The organism is Micromonospora ureilytica (assembly GCF_015751765.1).
GTDB classification, from domain to species: Bacteria; Actinomycetota; Actinomycetes; order Mycobacteriales; family Micromonosporaceae; genus Micromonospora; species Micromonospora ureilytica.
Genome location: NZ_JADOTX010000001.1, coordinates 5,844,283 through 5,863,698 on the forward strand (window position 1 = coordinate 5,844,283; position 19,416 = coordinate 5,863,698).

General features: G+C 73.1%; 16 protein-coding genes. 9 read left to right on the forward strand and 7 right to left on the reverse strand.

Going from position 1 to position 19,416, the window contains the following annotated elements:
- Nucleotides 1-33 precede the first annotated feature (33 nt).
- The 3 genes from IW248_RS26715 to IW248_RS26725 form a co-directional block, all read right to left on the reverse strand.
- Nucleotides 34-639 carry a TetR/AcrR family transcriptional regulator gene (locus IW248_RS26715; protein ID WP_196929148.1) on the reverse strand — a complete coding sequence of 202 codons (606 nt, stop codon included), beginning with the start codon at nucleotides 637-639 and terminating at the stop codon, nucleotides 34-36.
- Nucleotides 640-929: 290 nt separating this feature from the next.
- Nucleotides 930-1,673, reverse strand: a complete 744-nt coding sequence (locus IW248_RS26720; protein WP_196929149.1) for a metallophosphoesterase family protein — start codon at nucleotides 1,671-1,673, stop codon at nucleotides 930-932.
- Between the two features lie 113 nt (nucleotides 1,674-1,786).
- Nucleotides 1,787-2,464, reverse strand: coding sequence for a Crp/Fnr family transcriptional regulator (locus IW248_RS26725; RefSeq protein WP_007466162.1), 678 nt, complete (start codon nucleotides 2,462-2,464; stop codon nucleotides 1,787-1,789).
- Between the two features lie 143 nt (nucleotides 2,465-2,607).
- On the opposite strand from IW248_RS26725, the gene IW248_RS26730 reads away from it, so the two are divergent.
- The 6 genes from IW248_RS26730 (at nucleotide 2,608) to IW248_RS26755 (ending at nucleotide 7,910) form a co-directional block, all read left to right on the forward strand.
- On the forward strand, nucleotides 2,608-3,315 hold the full coding sequence (locus tag IW248_RS26730; RefSeq protein WP_196929150.1) for an adenosylcobinamide amidohydrolase: 708 nt from the start codon (nucleotides 2,608-2,610) through the stop codon (nucleotides 3,313-3,315).
- 11 nt (nucleotides 3,316-3,326) lie between these two features.
- A complete protein-coding gene (locus tag IW248_RS26735) occupies nucleotides 3,327-4,505 on the forward strand; it encodes a CapA family protein (protein WP_196929151.1) in 1,179 nt (392 codons plus the stop codon).
- A gap of 32 nt (nucleotides 4,506-4,537) precedes the next feature.
- Nucleotides 4,538-5,335: an endonuclease III gene (nth, locus tag IW248_RS26740; RefSeq protein WP_231397836.1), complete on the forward strand. Its 798-nt coding sequence runs from the start codon at nucleotides 4,538-4,540 to the stop codon at nucleotides 5,333-5,335.
- On the forward strand, nucleotides 5,332-5,979 hold the full coding sequence (locus tag IW248_RS26745) for a TlpA family protein disulfide reductase (protein WP_196929153.1): 648 nt from the start codon (nucleotides 5,332-5,334) through the stop codon (nucleotides 5,977-5,979). Before nth ends, IW248_RS26745 begins: the two co-directional genes overlap by 4 nt.
- Entirely contained in the window at nucleotides 5,976-6,668 is a 693-nt protein-coding gene (locus IW248_RS26750) for an NUDIX hydrolase (RefSeq protein WP_124817196.1), read from the forward strand. The genes IW248_RS26745 and IW248_RS26750 overlap by 4 nt, the downstream gene beginning before the upstream one ends.
- A 63-nt stretch (nucleotides 6,669-6,731) precedes the next feature.
- A complete protein-coding gene (locus tag IW248_RS26755; protein ID WP_196929154.1) occupies nucleotides 6,732-7,910 on the forward strand; it encodes a MarP family serine protease in 1,179 nt (392 codons plus the stop codon).
- Between the two features lie 19 nt (nucleotides 7,911-7,929).
- On the opposite strand, the gene IW248_RS26760 is transcribed toward IW248_RS26755, so the two are convergent.
- The 3 genes from IW248_RS26760 to eccCa all read right to left on the reverse strand — a co-directional run bounded on the left by IW248_RS26760 (nucleotide 7,930) and on the right by eccCa (nucleotide 14,178).
- The gene (locus IW248_RS26760; RefSeq protein ID WP_196929155.1) at nucleotides 7,930-8,727 is read right to left on the reverse strand and encodes a phosphatase PAP2 family protein; all 798 of its coding nucleotides are present in this window, start codon (nucleotides 8,725-8,727) and stop codon (nucleotides 7,930-7,932) included.
- A 52-nt stretch (nucleotides 8,728-8,779) separates the two neighbouring features.
- Complete coding sequence (mycP, locus tag IW248_RS26765; protein WP_196929156.1) at nucleotides 8,780-10,120, reverse strand: type VII secretion-associated serine protease mycosin; 1,341 nt, start codon at nucleotides 10,118-10,120, stop codon at nucleotides 8,780-8,782.
- A gap of 74 nt (nucleotides 10,121-10,194) precedes the next feature.
- On the reverse strand, nucleotides 10,195-14,178 hold the full coding sequence (gene eccCa / locus IW248_RS26770; protein WP_196929157.1) for a type VII secretion protein EccCa: 3,984 nt from the start codon (nucleotides 14,176-14,178) through the stop codon (nucleotides 10,195-10,197).
- A 101-nt stretch (nucleotides 14,179-14,279) separates the two neighbouring features.
- Here eccCa and eccD point away from each other — a divergent pair, with 101 nt between their 5' ends.
- On the forward strand, nucleotides 14,280-15,683 hold the full coding sequence (eccD, locus tag IW248_RS26775) for a type VII secretion integral membrane protein EccD (RefSeq protein WP_196929158.1): 1,404 nt from the start codon (nucleotides 14,280-14,282) through the stop codon (nucleotides 15,681-15,683).
- Nucleotides 15,684-15,714: 31 nt separating this feature from the next.
- On the opposite strand, the gene IW248_RS26780 is transcribed toward eccD, so the two are convergent.
- Nucleotides 15,715-16,221, reverse strand: a complete 507-nt coding sequence (locus tag IW248_RS26780) for an inorganic diphosphatase (RefSeq protein WP_091403280.1) — start codon at nucleotides 16,219-16,221, stop codon at nucleotides 15,715-15,717.
- A gap of 624 nt (nucleotides 16,222-16,845) precedes the next feature.
- Here IW248_RS26780 and dacB point away from each other — a divergent pair.
- Nucleotides 16,846-18,243, forward strand: a complete 1,398-nt coding sequence (gene dacB / locus IW248_RS26785) for a D-alanyl-D-alanine carboxypeptidase/D-alanyl-D-alanine endopeptidase (protein ID WP_372432770.1) — start codon at nucleotides 16,846-16,848, stop codon at nucleotides 18,241-18,243.
- A gap of 92 nt (nucleotides 18,244-18,335) precedes the next feature.
- A complete protein-coding gene (locus IW248_RS26790) occupies nucleotides 18,336-19,406 on the forward strand; it encodes an Rv3626c family coenzyme F420 biosynthesis-associated protein (protein WP_196929159.1) in 1,071 nt (356 codons plus the stop codon).
- The last annotated feature ends 10 nt before the right edge of the window (nucleotides 19,407-19,416 follow it).

Genomic DNA, 19,416 nt, shown 5'->3' on the forward strand with positions numbered 1-19,416 from the left:
CCTCCGGTCGGTGGTGGCCGGTACGGCCGGCGGTCAGGGCGTGAGCAGGGTGGCGAGCTGGCGCTTCCAGGTGGTCAACAGGGCAGCCCGGCGGGTGGAGTCGTCGCTGAGCAGGTTGGCCACCCCGAGCCCGCGGAGCAGGTCGAGCGTGGCCTGCACCGCTTCGCGGACACCGGGTCGACGCTCGTCGACACCGAGCAGGGCGACGGTGAGCCGGTGCATCTCCCGCCCGACAGTCGCCTCCAGCGGCACCAGCGCGTCCCGGAGTTCCCGATCGGTGCGGGCGGCGACCCAGAGTTCCAGTGCGGCCACGAACAGCGGCCCGGTGAACGCCACGGCGAGCAGGTCGACGACCCGGTCCAACCGTTGTGGCCCAGCCGGCAGCGCCTCGGCCTCGGTGCGCAACTCGTCGGCCCGCCGCTCGGCCAGATGGGCCACGGCGGCCGTCACCAGCGCCGCCTTCGTCGGGTAGTGGTGCAGCTGCGCCCCACGCGAGACACCGGCCCGCGCCGCGACGACGGTGGTCGTGGTGCCGGACCAGCCGTGCTCGATCAGGCAGTCGACGGTCGCCTCCAGCAGCCGGGCCTGGGTGGCGCGGCTGCGTTCCTGCTGAGGGACACGCGTCGATGCGGTGGGCACGGGGACAGCCTGGGGCCTACGAAACAAACAGTCAAGACTGACTTTTTCTAGGTCCGTGTCCCTCGGGTGGGTGCGGCGGGTGGACTCGCGATGGTGTGGCGGGGCGCACGAGGTGGCTCGGGTGCGTTGGTCTCGCTTTGGAGCTGATGTCACAAACGACTCAGCTCCAAAGGCTCCCCGACCCGTATCCCGGCTCCCGCCCAGCGGTGCTCGGACTGCCGCTCCGTCGCGCTCGGACCGCCGGCTCAGTGGCGGTCCGACCACGGCTCAGCGGCAGTCCGACTGCTCGCTCAGCGGCCGTCGCGGGGGCCGAAGGCGGTCAACGCGTCGGCGTCGCTGTGCTGGGAGCGCAGGTACTCGTCGGCCCAGGCGGTGGCGTCGGGAAAGGTCGACTCCGTCGCCACCCGGGCGCAGGCCGCGTCCACGTTGAAGGCGGTGCGGCGCAGCTGGACGCCGGGCCCGAGCAGCGCCCACCACGCGCCCACACCCCCGTACGGCATGCCGATGCTGCCCGGGTTGACCACCAGACGCCGATCGACCAGCCGGGTGAAGGGCATGTGCGTGTGGCCGCAGACCACGGTGGAGACCTCGGCGGGAAGACCATCGAACACCTCGGCCCAGCGCGCCATCCGGGAGTCGACGAGCACGACCTCCTCGTCATTGCGGGGCGTCGCGTGGCAGAACAGCGTCGGCCCGAGGCCGTCCACCTCCAGCGTCACCGTCGCCGGCAGCGCGGCGAGCCGGGCGACCTGGTCGTCGCGCAGCTGGCCGGCGGCCCAGTTCGACACCTCGATCGACGCGGGGCGGCCGGCCCGGGCCTCGACCAGCTCGCGGTCGGCGTTGCCGCCGACCCAGCACACCCGGTCGCCCAGGCCGGCGAGCACGTCCAGCACCTCGACCGGTTGCGGGCCCGCGGCGATGTCACCGCTGAGCACGATCAGATCGGCGGCGGCGACGTCCGGCTCGGCCAGTACGGCCTCCAGCGCCGGCAGGACGCCATGGATGTCGGAGAGCACGGCAACACGGTTCACCATGGCCCCACCCTCACCGCTGACACCGCACCCGGGCCAGCGATTCTGCGTCGGGCAGACATGGCAAACGTCCCCGCCTGCTGCCGGTGGCGGCAGGCGGGGACGTTTCGTGCCGCTCAGACGCGGGCGCGACGGGCCAGGCGCTCCGGGTCCAGGATGATGATGCTCTTGCCGTCCAAGCGCAGCCAGCCGCGCGAGGCGAAGTCGGCAAGCGCCTTGTTGACGGTCTCCCGGGAGGCGCCGACGAGCTGGGCGATCTCCTCCTGGGTGAGGTCGTGGGTCACCCGCAGAACGCCCCCGTCGCGGGTGCCGAAGCGGCCCGCCATCTGGAGCAGGTTCTTGGCGACCCGGCCCGGCACGTCCGTGAAGATCAGGTCGGCGAGCGAGTCGTTGGTCCGGCGCAGCCGCCGGGCGAGCACCCGGAGCAACTGCTCGGCGATCTCCGGGCGGTTGTTGAGCCACGGCCGCAGCGCCTGCTTACGCAGCCGCACCAGCCGGGTGTCGGTAACCGCGGTGGCGGTCGCCGTACGCGGACCCGGGTCGAAGAGCGACAGCTCACCGACCATGTCCGACGGCCCCATCACCGCGATCAGGTTCTGCCGGCCGTCCGCTGCGCGGCGACCAACCTTGATCTTCCCGGACAGCAGGATGTAGAGGCTGTCACCGGGCTCGCCCTCATTGAAGACGATCTCGCCCTTGCGGACTTCGATCGTCTCCATCTCCTTGGCAAGCGCCTCGGCAGCTTCCGGGTCAACACCCTGGAAGATCCCGCTGCGGGCCAGTACCTCGTCCATTGCGCACCTCCGGTTGCGCGTGCCGTCCGTCGGCCGGGGCCGCCGTCCGCTGATCCCCTCGCGCGCCGCCAAGTCTAGGCGCACGTGAGCATGAATCAGAGGTCGCCCCTGGAATCTTGATCGGTGGGCGTAACCTGCCCGACGTGCTGAGCGACCCGATTCTGACCAGCCGCGCCGAGGACGGGCGGCACGTTCCGCTGCTCGTCTGGCGCGCGGGCGTGCCTCTGCGGTCGGTCAGCAGTGGCCCGCTGGGCGGTGGGATCGGGGTCCGGCGGTGGGTGCTGAACGCGACAGTACCGATGTCGTACGACCGGGAGGACCCGGCGGCGCACCTGGCCTCGCTCGCCGCTGAGCTGGCCCTCGACGGGCCCGGGGTTGGTCTGCTGACCGGTGTCGACGTGACCGAGGTGGTGGCGCGGACCGACACCGGGGTGCGGGCCTGGGCGACGGTCGGACTCGGCACGCCGGTGCCCGCGGCCGCGCCGACGCCGGCCGCGCTCGCCCAACGCGTCGGCACTGTCAACATCGTGGTGTACGTGCCGGCCCGGCTCGCCGACTCGGCACTCGTCAACGCGGTGGCGACCGCGACCGAGGCGAAGACCCAGGCGATCACCGAGCTGGGGGTGCCGGGGACCGGCACGCCCACCGACGCGGTCACAGTGCTCTGCCCGGCGGTCGGGCCGGAGGCGGCGTACGGCGGTCCGCGCTCCACCTGGGGCGCCCCGCTCGCCCGAGCGGTGCACGCGGCGGTGCTCGCCGGTGGCGCCCGGCCGGTCGTGCCGTGGTCCGAGCAGGTCAGGGGCGCAAAGTCCACCCGATCGGCTGTCGTCGGCGCGTTTAACGACCGGTAGGGTCGCGGGCGATGTATGCTCCCGCCCCCCTCGCGTCCCGCCCGCGTCGCCGCGTCGCCCTCGGCCTCGCCGCGCTGCTGGCCGCCCTCCTCGTGGCCGGCTGCACCGACCCCGGTGGAGAGGCGCCCGTCTGGCAGCCCGGCGCGGGCGGTGGTGGCACCGGCGCTCCGGTGTCCACGGCCGGCCCGAAGGCCACCGGGCCCGCATCCGCCGGTCCGGGAGGCGCGATCTCGCTCTCCGCCACCGGCGACATCATCATGGGCAACGCGCCCAGTCGGCTGCCCGCCGGCGGCGGTAAGGGCTTCTTCAACTCGGTCACCGAGGCGCTCAAGGCCGACCTGGTGATGGGCAACCTGGAGGAGCCGCTGACTGTCGACACCGGCACCGGCAAGTGCGGGGCCAACTCCACCCGTTGCTTCCAGTTCCGCGCCCCGCCGGAGTACGCCGCCCACCTGCGTGACGCCGGCTTCGACGTGCTCAACCAGGCCAACAACCACGGCTATGACTACGGGCCCAAGGGCTACGAGAACACCCAGAAGGCACTGAAGAAGTACGACCTGGAGCACACCGGCGCACCGAACGAGATCACCGTGGTCGACGTCAAGGGCGTCAAGGTCGCCGTCGCCGGCTTCTCGTCGTACGTCTGGTCCAACAGCCTCGTCGACATCGCCAAGGCGAAGGCGGTGGTCGCCAAGGCCGCCACCATGGCCGACCTGGTCGTGGTGCAGGTGCACATGGGCGGCGAGGGTGCCGACAAGACCCGGGTGAAGCCGGGCACCGAGATGTTCCTGGGCGAGAACCGGGGCGACCCGGTGAAGTTCTCGCACGCCATGATCGACGCTGGCGCCGACCTGATCGTCGGGCACGGCCCGCACGTGCTGCGCGGGATGGAGTTCTACAAGGGGCGCCTGATCGCGTACAGCCTGGGCAACTTCGCCGGCGGCGGCAACTCGCTGAGCAACGACGGTCGCCTCGGCTGGGGCGGGGTGCTGAAGGTGTCGCTCAAGCCGGACGGCAGCTGGGCCGGCGGCTCGTTCACCTCGACGTACATGAACTCCGCCGGCAAGCCGACGATGGACCCGGACGACCGGGGTCTGGGTCTGGTCACCGAGTTGAGCCGCGCCGACTTCCCGAAGGGCGGCGCTCGCCTCGACGGGCAGGGGAAGATCTCGCCGCCGGCCGCCGGCTGACCCGAGCAGGACCGTCCGGGGTGCGACGTAGGCTGACCGTCGTGACCAGTAGCCCTGCCGGTGTCAGCGAGACCGATCTCGGGCGCAAACGCCGTGCCCGCAAGATCGGCCGGGTGCTGACCGAGACGCACCCCGACGCGCATTGTGAGCTGGACCACTCCAACGCTCTGGAGTTGGCCGTCGCCACGATCCTGTCCGCGCAGTGCACGGACAAGAAGGTCAACGAGGTCACCCCGAAGCTCTTCGCCCGCTATCCGAGCGCTGCCGCGTACGCCGGCGCCGACCGGGGCGAGATGGAGGAGCTGATCCGGCCCACCGGCTTCTACCGCAACAAGACCGACTCGCTGCTCAAGCTCGGTCAGGCCCTCCTCGACAGGTACGACGGCCAGGTCCCGGGCCGGCTCGTCGACCTGGTGACGCTTCCCGGCATCGGCCGCAAGACCGCCAACGTGATCCTCGGCAACGCCTTCGACGTCCCGGGCATCACCGTCGACACGCATTTCCAGCGGCTGGTCCACCGGTGGCGACTGACCACCGAGACCGACCCGGTCAAGATCGAGCACGCGATCGGCGCGCTGTACGACAAGCGCGACTGGACCATGCTCTCGCACCGGATCATCTTCCACGGTCGACGGGTCTGCCACGCCCGCAAGCCGGCCTGTGGCGCGTGCACCCTCGCGAAGCTCTGCCCTTCGTACGGCACCGGCCCGACCGAGCCGGTGGCCGCGGCCAAGCTGCTCAAGGGCCCTCGGGCGCGCGACCTCGCGGTTGCCGCCGGGGTCGACCCGGAGCTGGTGCCGGCGCAGGCGATCGCTGCGGAGGTGCCGTGAACCGCCGCCTCGCCCTTGCCGTCCTGCCGTTGCTGCTGGCGGTCACCGCGTGCACCAGCGGCACCGTCGACGACGATCCGGCACCGCGTCCGGCCGCAGCTGAGCGCCCATCCCCGTTCCGGGACTGCGCCACGCTGAGCACGGCGCCCACGGCCGCGTCGCCCGGCTCGGGCCCGACGGCCTCCGGAACGCCCGGCACGACGGCCCGCGCCGCTGGCGGGTCGGCGCTGCCGGAGCTGACGCTCTCCTGCTTCACCGGCGGCGCCCCCGTCGTGCTGCGGGAGGTGGCCGGGCCGGCGGTGATCAACGTGTGGGCCTCCTGGTGCCCGCCGTGCCGTAAGGAGTTGCCCGCCTTCCAACGCCTCAGCGAGCGGACCGCCGGTCAGCTCCAGGTGGTCGGGGTCAACAGCCGGGACAGTCGCAGCGGCGCCCAGTCCATCGGTGAGGACTTCGGCGTCCGGTTCCCGATCCTGGTGGACCAGGGCGAGGCGCTACAGCGCGAGTTGAAGCGCAACGCCATCCCGCTGACCCTCTTCGTCGCCGCTGATGGTCAGGTGCGGCACATCGACGCCAGCGGCGCTCTCGACGACGCCACGCTCGCCAAGCTGGTCCGCCAGCACCTCGGCCTGGCGGTGCCGGCGTGACCCGTCGGCCACCCGAGTGGATCGAGCCGTTGCTGACCCGGCTGGGCACCGCCCGCGCCGAGGACTTCACCCGGCTGATCACCCCGGCCGAGGGCGGTCGGGAGAGCGCGGTGCTGGTGCTGCTCGGCGAACAGCCCGGCGCGGGTCCCGACGTGCTGGTCCTGCAACGCGCCGCGACCCTGCGCAACCACGCCGGCCAACCGGCCTTTCCCGGGGGCGCGGCCGACCCGGAGGACGTCGACGTCCGCGCCACGGCCCTGCGCGAGGCGAACGAGGAGGTGGGCCTCGACCCGGCCAGTGTGACAGTGCTGGCCGAGCTGCCGAAACTGTGGATCCCGGTCAGCGACTTCGTGGTCACGCCGGTGCTGGCCTGGTGGCACGACCCGCATCCGGTGCACCCACGGGAGCCGGCCGAGGTGGCACACGTCGCCCGTCTGCCGGTCAGCGAGCTGGTCGATCCGGCCAACCGACTGCGGGTCCGCCACCCGAGCGGCTGGATCGGGCCGGCGTTCTCGGCGCGCGGGATGCTCGTCTGGGGCTTCACCGCCGGGGTGCTGGCCACCCTGCTGGAGATGGGCGGCTGGGCCCGTCCGTGGTCGCGCGGCCGGGTGGTGGAGCTCCCGCCGACCGGGGCGACACCGGCCCCGTCCGCCGGCACCGACGACGCTGACGAGAACGCCCTGCGCTGACCGCGCGGTCACCATCCGCAAGCGGTGGTCATCCGGCGGGCACACTGCCCGTACGCTTGACCCGTGTCCGTCGTGGATCTCGTCCTGCTGCTGCTCATGCTCGTGTTCGCGATCAGCGGATACCGCCAGGGTTTCGTCATCGGCGTCACGTCGTTGTCCGGCTTCTTCCTGGGTCTGCTGCTGGGTCTCCAGCTCGGGCCGCTGTTCGCCAGACAGTTCGTGGACGCCGGCACCCGCGTGCTGATCTCGCTCGTGGCCATCTTCGGGCTGGCGGTGGTCGGGCAGGCACTCGCCGGATGGCTCGGCTCGCACCTGCGCAAGACGATCACCAGCGACGTGGGCAAACGGATCGACGACGTCGGTGGGGCGTTCGTCTCGCTGTTCGCGGTGCTCCTGCTCGCCTGGCTGGTCGCCGTGCCGCTCGGCTCGTCCTCGGTGCCCTGGCTCGCCGCCTCGGTCCGGAACAGCGCGTTGATCACGGTGGTCAACCAGGTGCTGCCGGAGAAGGCCAACCAGTTGTCCACTGCGTTGGAGGACACCGTCGACACCGACGGGTTCCCGGACGTCTTCGGCGACCTCGCGCCCACCCGGGCCCGGCAGGTCGACCCGCCGGACCCGGCACTGGCCGGCTCGCAGGTGGTGGTCAGTGGTCGGCAGTCGGTCGTCAAGGTGCTCGGCTCCGCGCCCAGCTGCTCACGCCGGATCGAGGGTTCCGGCTTCGTGTACGCGGACGACCGGGTGATGACCAACGCGCACGTCGTGGCCGGCACCCGCTCGGTCTCCGTGGAGTTGGGCGGCGAGCGGTACGACGGCAAGGTGGTGGTCTACGACCCCAACCGGGACCTGGCGGTGCTGCTCGTGCCCGGGCTGCCCGGGCCGTCCCTGCGGTTCGCCGCCGGCAACGCGGGCAGCGGCTCCGACGCCATCGTGCTGGGCTTCCCACTCGACGGCCCCTACAACGCGCAGTCGGCGCGGGTCCGGGACGTCGACCGGATCAAGGGCCCGGACATCTACTCCTCCAGTGACGTGACCCGGGAGATCTACACGATTCGGGCGCTGGTCCGCAGCGGCAACTCGGGCGGCCCGCTGCTCTCCGCCAACGGCCTGGTGCTCGGCGTGATCTTCGCGGCGGCGTCCGACGACCCGAACACCGGCTTCGCGGTGACGGCGGCCGAGGCCCGCCCGGTCGCGTTGGCCGGGGCCGAACGCAACCGGCAGGTCGGCACCGGCGAGTGCACCTGAGCGTCGCCGCCGGGTCAGCTCAGCTCCTCAGGCCGCTCCCGGGATGCTCGACCTCGGGAGCGACGCCGTCGCGGGTCGGCCGGACCGGCCGGAGACCGGTGTGTGCCCGCCAACTGGTGAACGCGGCGCTGGTCGCCGCGACCACCGCCACACCGAGCAGCCATCCGCCCACCACGTCGCTGGTGAAGTGCACGCCGAGCGTCACCCTGCTCAGCCCGGTCACCACGGTGAGCAGCACCGCCGCGACCCAGAGCGCGCCCCGCGCCGCCCCCCGCCCGGCGTAGGGCAGGAGCACCAGCAGCAGCACCCCGGCCGCCAGGGTGGCGTTCAGCGCGTGCCCGGAGGGGAACGAGTAGCCGGCGGCCCGGGCCACCGGGTCCAGCAACTCCGGCCGGTCCCGGCCGACCAGGAGCTTGAGCAGCGGACCGATCAAACCGCCGACGACCATTGTGGTGGCCGCCCAGAGGGCCAGTCGGCGGGCGCCCCGACGCAGCAACCAGACCACCAGCAGCAGTGCGACGGCGCGCAGCGGCATCGGTGCGAACACCTCGGTCCAGACCCGCATCAGCACGACCCAGGCCGGGTGGTCCTGCGCGTAGCCGTGCAGAGCGTCGGTGACCGCCGTGTCCAGCCGGTGCAGCGGCGCCCAGGCGCCGAGCACCAGCAGTGTGAGCAGCGCGAAGGGCACCAGCACCAGGAACGCCGCCGTCGCGGCCAGAGTGAGCCGCAGCCCCAGCGCCCGGTCCCTGTCGAATCGACGCTGCCGCCAGGACTGCTGGCCGGTGCGGGCGAGGACGGGCGGCCGGTGCGTACTCATGGGTCCGTTCTACCCGGCCGGGCGGCCGGTCAGGCCTGCCGGGTGGCCGGGATCAACGGGTTCGCTGGCGGAGGCGACGGACCATCAGCGCCGCACCGCCGACCAGAGCGACGAGCAGCACGACGCTGATCCACAGTTGCTCCGGCGCGGACGTGTCCTGACCGCCCGCCGCCCGAGCCGTCCACCGGCTCTGCTGACCGGATGCGGCGAGACCGAGTGGGTCACTGCCGGCACCGGCCACCGGAGCGTCGTCGACCGAGCCGGGCGCCGGACCGAAACCGGTCACGCCCGGCGACGTCTGGTCGTCCAGCGGGTTGACGGTCACCGGCGGCACCTGAGCGGTCAACGCGGCCACCGGGTCGACCACCCCGTACCCGAAGCGGTCGTCCCGCCCGGTCGGGCCCACATCCCGGGCGGTGGCCAGCAACCGGTTGACCACCTCACCCGCGGGCATCTGCGGATAGCGGGACCGGACCAGCGCGGCGGTCGCCGCCACCAGTGGCGCGGCGAAGCTGGTGCCCTGCACCCGCCAGTACCCGCCGGGGGGCTTGGCGCCGACCAGCCCGCTGGCGGGAGCGGTGAGCACCGTCGCCCGACCGGTGATCGAGCCGGACCACAGGTTGTCGCTGCTGCGTTCGAGGCCGGCGACCGCGATCACACCCGGCTCCCGAGCCGGGTACCAGACCTTGGTGCCGCTGGAGGTGGCCAGGTTGCCGGTGCAGGCGACCACGACCACGTCCCGGACGAACGCGTAGTCCAGGGCGGCGGCCAGGGCCGGGCTGTCGCCGCTGCCGCCCAACGACAGGTTGATCACGCGGGCGCCGTTGTCGACCGCCCAGCGCACCCCCTGGGCGACGATCAGCGCGTCGTCGTAACGGTTCTCCTCGTCGAGCACGCGGACCGGCAGGATCCGGGCGTCCGGTGCCAGCCCGACCACACCCCGCTTGTCGTCGCTGCGCCCGGCGATCAGGCCGGCGACCGTGGTGCCGTGGCCCACCGGATCCGGGCCCGGAGCGCCACCGGGGCCGACCAGGTCCTTGCCGGGCAACACCTGGCCGACCAGGTCGGGGTGGGTGCCGTCCACTCCGGAGTCGACCACCGCCACTGTCACGCCCCGCCCGGTCGAGCTGCGCCACGCCGTCTCGGCCCGCAACTCGTCGAGCTGCCACTGCTCGTCGCGGACCTGGTCGGTGCGGGCGATGGTGTCACCGGGAGCGAACGCCATCGGCGCGCCGGCGAGCTGTCCGCCGTTCGTGGGCGCGGCGACGGGCAAACCCGCCGCGGTCGGGGCCACGACGGCGAGCGCCGCGGCCAGGCCGAGCAGAGCCCGGCCGGTCGCTCGTCGGGCCGCTGACGGACCGCTGTACCGCACCCCAGTCACATCCCCAGCCATTCATCCCGACGGAACCATGACGATCGGAGATTACCGGTTTCCCCACCAGTCACGGGAAGAACCGGCGAGTCAGGTCATTGTGGCGGCAGTTGCGCCAGCTGGACGAGGCGCACCCCCTCCCGCCGGGTGACCAGCCGACCACGCCCCGGCGGTAGCGGTCCGGGCCGCACCGGCCCGACGAGCGCGCCCTCCTCGGGGCTGCCTGCCATCACCAGGCCGGAAGTGGACAACTCCCGCAGCCGCTGCACGATCGGCTCGTACTGCGCCCGGCCCGCCCCACCCGACCGGCGGGCCAGTACCAGGTGCAACCCGATGTCCCGGGCGTGCGGCAGGTGCTCCTCCAGCGCGTGCAACGGGTTCGCCGGCCCCGTCGCCACCAGGTCGTAGTCGTCCACCAGCACGAACAGCTCCGGCCCGGACCACCAGGACCGGTCCCGCAGCTGTTGCGGAGTGACCTCCGGCCCGGGGGCCCGCCGCTCCAGGTAGCCGGCGGCCGACTCGACCAGGTCGGCGGTGTGTGCCGCGGCGGTGCCGTACCCGATCAGGTGTGGCGTCTCGATGGCGCCGAGCAGGCTGCGCCGGTAGTCGACGAGGATCACCCGGGCCTGCTCGGGAGTGAACCGGGTGATGATCGACGTGGCCAGCGCGCGCAGGAACGACGACTTGCCGCACTCCGAGTCCCCGAAGACCACGAAGTGCGGCTCGCTGGCGAAGTCGAGCAGCACCGGGCGCAGGTCCGCCTCCGCGATCCCGATCGGCAGCCGCAGCCCGGTCGTCGAGGTGAGGTCCAGATCGGCGTACGGCAGCACCGGTGGGAGCAGTCGTACCCGGGGCGCCGGAGGACCCGCCCACCCGTCGGCTGCCCTCTTGACCAGATCGGCGGTGTCCCCGCCGGCGGCCCCGAGCTGAGGCAGCGCGGTGAGGAAGTGCAGGCCCTCCGCTGTCACCCCGCGGCCGGAGCGCTCCGGCACGTTCGCGGCCGCACGTCGGGCCACCAACGAGTCGGCCGGGTCACCGAGGCGCAGCTCCAGCCGGGAACCGAACAGATCCCGGATCGCCGGGCGGAAGTCCAGCCAGCGCAGCGCGGTGGCGACCACGTGCAGCCCGTACGACAGACCCCGGGTGGCCAGATCGGTGACGAGCGGCTCCAGGTCGTCGTACTCGCCCCGGATGGTGCTCCACCCGTCGATCACCAGGAACACGTCGCCGTACGGGTCGGCGCCCGGTTGACCTGCCGTCCCCGCCGCCGCTCGACGCTGCCGGTACGCGGCCATCGACTCCACGCCCAACTCGGCGAAGCGGCGTTCCCGGTCGACCAGCAGGGTGGTCATCTCACCGACGGTGCGTCGTACGGCGGTCGGGTCGGCGCGGCCGGTCACCCCACCCACGTGTGGAAGGTCGCGCAGCGCGGCCAGCCCGCCGCCACCGAAGTCGAGGCAGTAGACCTGCACCTCGGCCGGTGTGTGGGTGAGCGCCAGCGCGCAGATCAGCGTGCGCAGGGCTGTGGACTTGCCGCTCTGTGGCGCACCGACCACCGCGACGTGCCCGGCAGCGCCGTCCAGCGTCAGCCAGAGCAGGTCCCGGCGCTGTTCCAAGGGTTTGTCCACGACCGCCATCGGCACGCCGAGCGCGCCGTGCAGCTCCGGGTTGCCCACTGTGAGTCCGCGCCTCGGGTGCACCTCGACCGGACCGAGCAGCTCGTCCAGGGCCGGCGGCTGGCCGAGCGGCGGAAGCCAGACCTGGTGCGCGGGCGGGCCCTGCCCGACGAGCCGGTCCACCAGCAGGTCGAGCAGTGTCCTACCGCCCTCCTCCTCCGCCACGACGGGCACGACCGGGGCTGTCGGCTCGGGCACCGGTACGACGTGGGTGGTGAAGGTGAGCAACCGTGCGCCCCCCTCGGCGGCGACGCCGCCCGACGCGGCCCGACGGCGCACGGCACCGGAGACGTACGCGGCCTTGAAACGGGCCAGCGGGTCGGTGCCGGCGCGTAGGTAGCCGTGGCCCGGCGAGCGGGGCAGCTCGTGCGCGTCCGCCACGCCGAGCACCGTCCGGGACTCCAGCGCCGAGAAGGTGCGCAACCCGATCCGGTACGAGAGGTGGGTGTCCAACCCGCGGAGGCGGCCCTCCTCCAGCCGCTGGCTGGCGAGCAGCAGGTGCACGCCGAGCGACCGGCCCAGCCGGCCGATCTGCACGAACAGGTCGATGAAGTCGGGCTTGGCGGAGAGCAGTTCCGAGAACTCGTCGCAGATCAGCAGCAGCGACGGCAGCGGTGCGAGAGGGCTGCCGGCCGCCCGGGCCCGCTCGTAGTCGCGCACGCTGGCGAAGTTGCCGGCCCGCCGCAGCAACTCCTGGCGGCGGACCAGCTCCCCGTTGATCGCGTCCACCATGCGATCGACCAGGGGTAACGCGTCGGCCAGGTTGGTGATCACGGCCGCGGTGTGCGGCAGCCGGTCGAACGACGTGAAGGTGGCGCCACCCTTGAAGTCGACGAGCACGAAGTTGAGCTGCTCGGAGCTGTGCGTGGCGGCGAGCCCCAGCACCAGCGTGCGGAGCAGCTCGGACTTGCCGGAGCCGGTCGCCCCGATCAGCAGGCCGTGTGGGCCCATGCCGTCCTGAGCGGACTCCTTGAGGTCCAGCTCGATGGCGCCGCCGTCCGCGCCCACCCCGATCGGCACCCGCAACCGGTCCCGTGCCGAGCGCGGCAGCCAGCCCTGTTCCGCCGTGAAGCTCTCCGGGTCACCGAGACCGAGCAGCTCGGGAAGGCCCAGGTCGGCCTGGAGCGGGGCGTCCGGCCCGCGTGCCGCGCCGGCGAGCCGCAGCGGCGCCAACCGTCGGGCGACCGCCTCGGCGTCGGCCAGGTCCAACTGGTCGGCGGTGCCCACCTCGGCATGCCCGTCCGACGACCACGAGTGCAGCCGCCGGCCGTGCAACTCCAGCAGCAGCGCGTACCGGTCCAGCAGTCGGGGCGGCGGGGTGTCCAGGTCCAGCACGGTGACCGCGTCGATGCCGCCGTCGCCGGTCAGGTCACTGGCGCCGGTCAGGTCGCCGCCGTCGAGGACCACCACCACGTGTGGGCCGTCGGTGGCTGCGCCGGCCGGGCTGAACCGGGATCGGGTGGCCAGCACGTCGGCCAGCAGCGCCTCCAATTCGGCGGCGGAACTGGTGACCAGCCGTACCGGGCCGAGCGCGTCGGTCCGGCCGGGGTGGTGGGCGTGCGGGAGCCACTTCACCCACTCCCAGCAGGCGCGGCGCTCCGGCCCGGCGCAGACCGCGACGAGCAGCTCGTCGGGGGCGTGGAAGACCGCCAGCTGGGTCAGCACGGCCCGGACCAGCGCCTGCGCCGCCGGGTCGCCGGTGGGTGGCCCGCCGGTGGTCGGGGTGGTCGCCCGGCCACGGCCGGCGGGACGCACGTGCACCCGGGCGAAGCTGCGCAGCGACAGCGCCACCGGCAGGTCCGGCACCACGGAGTACGCGTCCAGGAAGCGGCGAAGCGCGCCGGCGGTCATCGGCTCAAGCTCTTCCAGCGGCCGGGTGACAGGTGGAACGAGTGGGGTGGCCAGGGTCTGCGGCCCGACGGCGACCCGCACCACAGCGAAATCCGGGTCGGCGGGGCGCCGCTCCCAGACCCGGTGGCTGTCCACCGTCGACCAGAGCCGACCCGGATCCGGGTGCCGGTAGTAGAGCCCGGCCCGTTGCTGGCCCGCGGTCCGCCGGACCCGCCGCCGCAGCGTGGCCAGGTGGCGCAGGTACTCCCGGCGGGCGGCCATCATCTCGGACTTCTTCGGGGTGCCGGAGGCGCTGCCCCAGGACGTCACGAGCATCGCCAACGAGGAGAGCCCGAACATCCCGCCCACCACGTACGAGTAGGCGCCGCCGCCGCGGCCGAACATCATCGCCATCGCCACCGTGCCGCCGAGCATGGGCAGCAGCATGAGCATCTGCTGCCACCGCCCGCCGGTCACGACGGGAATCTCCGGCGGTGCCTCGACCGGCAGCTCACCGGCGGGGATCTCCGGTGCTGGTCGGCGCGGCGGGCGCTTGATGACGACTGTGGACACTCGGCCTCCTGACAGCGCTGGGTAACCCGAGCCTGGCTCATGGTAGGTAAAGTCCTGTCGTCCGCGCAGCCTCCGATCCCCCTCGATATGGAGACCAGTCGATGACTACCGGGCTGGCACGCGTCACCATCAGCGCGCCGCAACGACGGGTGGACGTCGCCCTGCCGGAGCAGGTGCCCCTGGCCGAGCTGCTGCCCGACGTGCTCCGGCACGCCGGTGTCGGGCTGGCCGACGACGGCGAGCAGCACGGCGGCTGGGTGCTCCGCCGTACCGACGGGGCGTTGCTGGTGACGGCACAGGCGCTGCTGCCGCAGGGGGTCCGCGACGGTGAGGTCCTGCACCTCGTGCCGGCCCGCGCGTACTGGCCCGAGTTGGAGTACGACGACGTCATCGAGGCGATCGTCGACGGTGCTCGCCGCCGCGGTGGCGCCTGGTCGCCCACCGCCACCCGGGCAGCTGGTCTGGCCGGTGCCGCCGTACCGCTCGCGGTCGGACTGCTCGCGCTGCTCGCCGGTGGCCCGACGCACCGGGCCGGTTGGCTGGTGGCCGTGGCGGTGGCGCTGGTGCTCACAGTGGCCGGGACGGTGGCCTCCCGCGCCAACGGCGACGGCGCCGCCGGGGCGACGCTCGGCGGTTACGCGCTGCCCTACGCGTTCACGGCCGGCGCCCTGGCGGTCGGCTCCGGCGACCCGGTCGGGCCGTTCGGGCCGGTCCGCTGGGTGGGCGCTCCCGAACTGCTGGCCGGCTCGGTCGCGCTGCTGCTGGTGGCCCTGATCGGTCTGCTCGGGGTGGCCAGCCGGCTGCGGGTCTTCGTGGCCGGTGTCACTGTCGGCCTGGTCGGCGCGGGGGCCGCGTTCGGTGGGCTGCTGATGACCACTGCCGGTACGGCGGCGGTGCTGCTCAGCGCACTGGTCTTCGCCGTCGGCGTGATCCCCCTGCTGGCCATCCGCCTCGGCAAGCTGCCCCTGCCGCCGATCAACCTGCCGACCTCCACCCCGGCGGAGGAGCCGGAGCGGGTCCGGGATCTGCCGGATCGGGGCCGGGTGCACGCCGCGGTGATCCGCACCGAGGAGATGCTCACCGGGATGCTGATCGGCCACGCCTTGCTGGCGGTGGCCACCGCTGTCGTACTCGTGGTTGCCGGTGGCACGGCCGGGCGGGTGCTGGTGGCTGTCACGTCGGCCGTGCTGCTGCTGCGGTCGCGGCTGTTCGTGGCGCTGCGACACCGGGTGCCGACGGTGCTCGCCGGGCTGGCCGGCTACGCGGTGCTGGGTGCGGTGCTGGTCGGTCGGGCCGACGAGACCGGCCGGTTGGTGCTGGTTCTCGGTGGGGCCGCGCTGGCCCTGGTGGCGGCCGCCAGCGGCACCGGGTACGCCCGCCGGCCGGTCTCGCCGTACCTCGGGAGGGTCGCGGACCTCACCGACACGGCCCTGGTGGTCGCCGTGGTGCCGATCGCCTGCGCAGTGCTCGACCTGTACGACCGGGCCCGAGGGCTGCTCGGTTGAGCGACCCTCGGGCCCGGTGCGTCAGCAGTCGTCAGTGCATGGATTCGCCGCGCGCCTCGGCGTCCCTGGCCCGCTGGTAGGAGGCGTGGATCTCGGCCTCGGCCTCGGTGCGGCCGACCCAGGTCGCGCCCTCCACCGACTTGCCGGGCTCCAGGTCCTTGTACACCTCGAAGAAGTGCTGGATCTCCAGGCGGTCGAACTCGCCCAGGTGGTGGATGTCGCGCAGGTGCTCCTGGCGGGGGTCCTCGTAGGGCACGCAGAGGACCTTGTCGTCCCCGCCCTTCTCGTCGGTCATCCGGAACATGCCGATGGTGCGGCAGCGGATCAGACAGCCCGGGAAGGTCGGTTCGGGGACCAGCACGAGGGCGTCCAGCGGGTCGCCGTCCTCGCCCAGTGTGCCCTCGATGAACCCGTAGTCGGCCGGGTACTGGGTGGAGGTGAAGAGGGTGCGGTCCAACCGGATCCGGCCGGTCTTGTGGTCCACCTCGTACTTGTTCCGGTGACCCTTGGGGATCTCAACCGTCACGTCGAAATCCATCTGCACGCTCCCTCGTCTGCCCACGCTGGCTAACGGAACCACTGGCGGCCCCCCCGGACAGGTGAATGCCCACCCGCCGACTCCGGCCGCCGCATAGTCTTCGGACCGAAGTAGTGTCACCCAAGCCGATTTTCGCTGGGGGAGGAGGGGGTCGTGGGGAGGGAAGATTCACACTACCGCCCGGACGGTGGCTCCGCGCACGGTACCGGACGATCCGGCTCCGGCAGTGCCAAGGGGCGGGTCCCGGTGCCGGAGGCGCACCTCCCACGGGCTCCCGAACCATCGATCCCGGCACCGGAGACGGTGCCCGAACGGCCCCCGCCGCTGCCCTGGCGCCCACCGGCCGGTTCGACGTCGCCCCCTCCGAACACCGGCCACTTCCCGGAGGTCGGCGGTGAACGGCCGGTGAGCGGTCCGCCGCGCGGCAGTGCCACGGTCCCGGTAAGCCCCGCGCCGGTCAGCCCGTCGTTCGGCCCCGGGCCGGTCACCCCCGGCCCCGGCGGGGTCCCCCCGTTGGGCCCGCCGATCTCCGCGCTGCCGGCACCCGCCGACGCCGCGCCCGCACCTGCACCCACACCTGCACCCACACCCGCCGCGCCGCGCCGCCGGACACGACTGCCGCTGGTGCTGGCCGCCGTGCTCCTGCTGGCGCTCGCCAGCGTCGGAGTCGTGATCATCCGTCCCGGACCGGTCGCTGGGTGGTTGGGCGACGACGCCGGGTCCGGGCCGAACGCGGCCGGCGTGACCCAGGATCCCGCCCCGTCGGACGTGTTGGCCGGACCGGATTCGAACGCCCCGGTGCCCAGCCCGGACGGGGTCCGTGCCGCGCTCGATCCACTGGTCGGCGTCGCCGCATTGGGTAACCGGGTGAACGTCTCGGTCGCCGACGTGATCACCGGTCAGACGCTGTTCGCCAAGGGGGCGGACGACGGCACCGTCCCCGCGTCGGTGACCAAACTGGCGACCGCGGTGACCGTGCTGGCGGCCCGGGGGTCCGGTTACCGGATTCCCACGCGTGCGGTGGCCGGCGCGAAGGCCGGCGAGGTGGTGATCGTCGGGGGTGGCGACCCGACCCTCGCGATCAACAAGAAGGGCTACTACCCGGGTGCGGCGCGCCTCGACGACCTGGCCGCCCAGGTGCGTGCCGCGCTCGGCGGCACGCCCCCGACCAGTGTCACGGTCGACGGTTCGGTCTACTCCGGCCCGGTCTACGGCCCTGGCTGGGACGACGACATCCCCACCGGCGGTTCGGGGGGCGCGGTGACCGCGTTGATGACCGACGGCGCGCGTACCGACCCGGGCGTCGAGCACGGGTCCGCCCCGCGGTTCGCCGAGCCGGACCTGGCCGCCGGCAAGGCGTTCGCCCGGTTGCTCGGGGTGCCGACCGACTCCGTGAAGCGGGGCGCTGCCCCGCCTCAGGCGGCGACCGGTGCCAGCCCGGCACCGGGTACCGAACTGGGCGTGGTGCAGTCTCCGCCGCTGATCCGGCTGGTCGACGTCATGATCAGCGAGAGCGACAACCTGGTGGCCGAGGCGCTTGCCCGGCAGGTCGCGTTGGCCCGCGGTCAGCCCGCCTCGTTCGACGGCGGCGCCGCCGCCATGGACGCCGAGGTGGCGGAGCTGGGCCTGCCCGCCGACGAGATCAGCGTCTCCGACGGCAGCGGCCTGTCCCGGCTCAACCGGATCAGCCCGTCGCTGCTGACCGATCTGATCCGCTTGGCCGCGACTCCGGACCATCCGGAGCTGGCCGGCGTCTTCGGTGGTCTGCCGGTGGGCGGCTGGTCCGGAACCCTGAACGAGCGCTACCGCAACACAGCGGGCACCGCCGCGGGCGCGGGCAGCGTCCGGGCCAAGACCGGCACCCTGACCGGCGTGCACTCCATCGCGGGCCTGGTCACCACCGCCGATGGTCGGCTGTTGACCTTCGCGGTGCTCACCGACAAGGTGCCGGGCGACCGGGACACCGCCCAGCCGGCGCTGGACCGGATCGCCGCCGCGCTGGCCGGCTGCGGCTGCGGCTGACCGTCGCCGGTCCGGGGTGCCGCGGTCGCCATCGGTGTCGATCGAGGGCGCGAGCCCGGGCCGGGGTGTCGCGGCGCGGGTACGGTGGGTCCATGGCGCAGTTCGTGGACTGGGATCTGGCCGCCGCCACAGCGGGGGCGTTGAGCAAGTCTGGCCCCCGCGTGTCGTACGCCGAAGCCAGTGACGTCGTCGGCGACCTGCGCCGGCTGACCGACGAGGCGGCTGGGCACGTGGCCGACTACACGGGGCTGCGGGCGCAGGTGTCGCATCCGCCGGTCCGGGTGGTCGATCGCCGCGACTGGGCCGCGACCAACATCGCCGGGCTCCGCGAGGTGATCACTCCGCTGATGAGTCGGCTCTCCGGCGACAAGCAGGCGGGCGCGTTGACCGAGGCGATCGGGTCCCGGCTGACCGGTGTGCAGGCCGGCACGGTGCTGGCCTACCTCTCCGGCCGGGTGCTCGGCCAGTACGAGGTCTTCTCGGCTGACCCGGGCCAGTTGCTGCTCGTCGCACCGAACATCGTCGAGGTGGAGCGCAAGCTCGGCGCCGACCCTCGGGATTTCCGGCTCTGGGTGTGTCTGCACGAGGTCACCCACCGCACCCAGTTCACGGCCGTGCCGTGGATGCGGGCCTACTTCCTCAGCGAGGTGCAGGCGTTCGTGGACGCCTCGTCCAGCGGGAGCGAGCACCTGGTCGAGCGGTTGCGGCGCGGGGTGGCCACGTTGTCCGAGGCGGTCCGTGACCCGGAGAGCCGCACCAGCGTGCTGGACATCGTGCAGACCCCGGCGCAGCGGGCCGTACTGGACCGGCTCACCGCGTTGATGACCCTGCTGGAGGGGCACGCCGAGTTCGTGATGGACGGCGTCGGCCCGCAGGTGATCCCGAGCGTGGAGCGGATCCGGGCGTCGTTCAACCGACGCCGGGAGACGGGAAACCCGCTGGAGAAGGCGATCCGCCGGCTGCTCGGGGTGGACGTCAAGATGCGCCAGTACGCCGAGGGGCGCAAGTTCGTGCACGGCGTGGTGGAACGCGTCGGCATGGACGGTTTCAACTCGATCTTCAACTCGCCGCTGACCCTGCCTCGGCTGTCCGAGTTGGGCGACCCGGACGCCTGGGTCGCCCGGGTGCACGGCCCGGCCGGCACCATCCCGGCCGCTGGCTGATCCCCCGCCG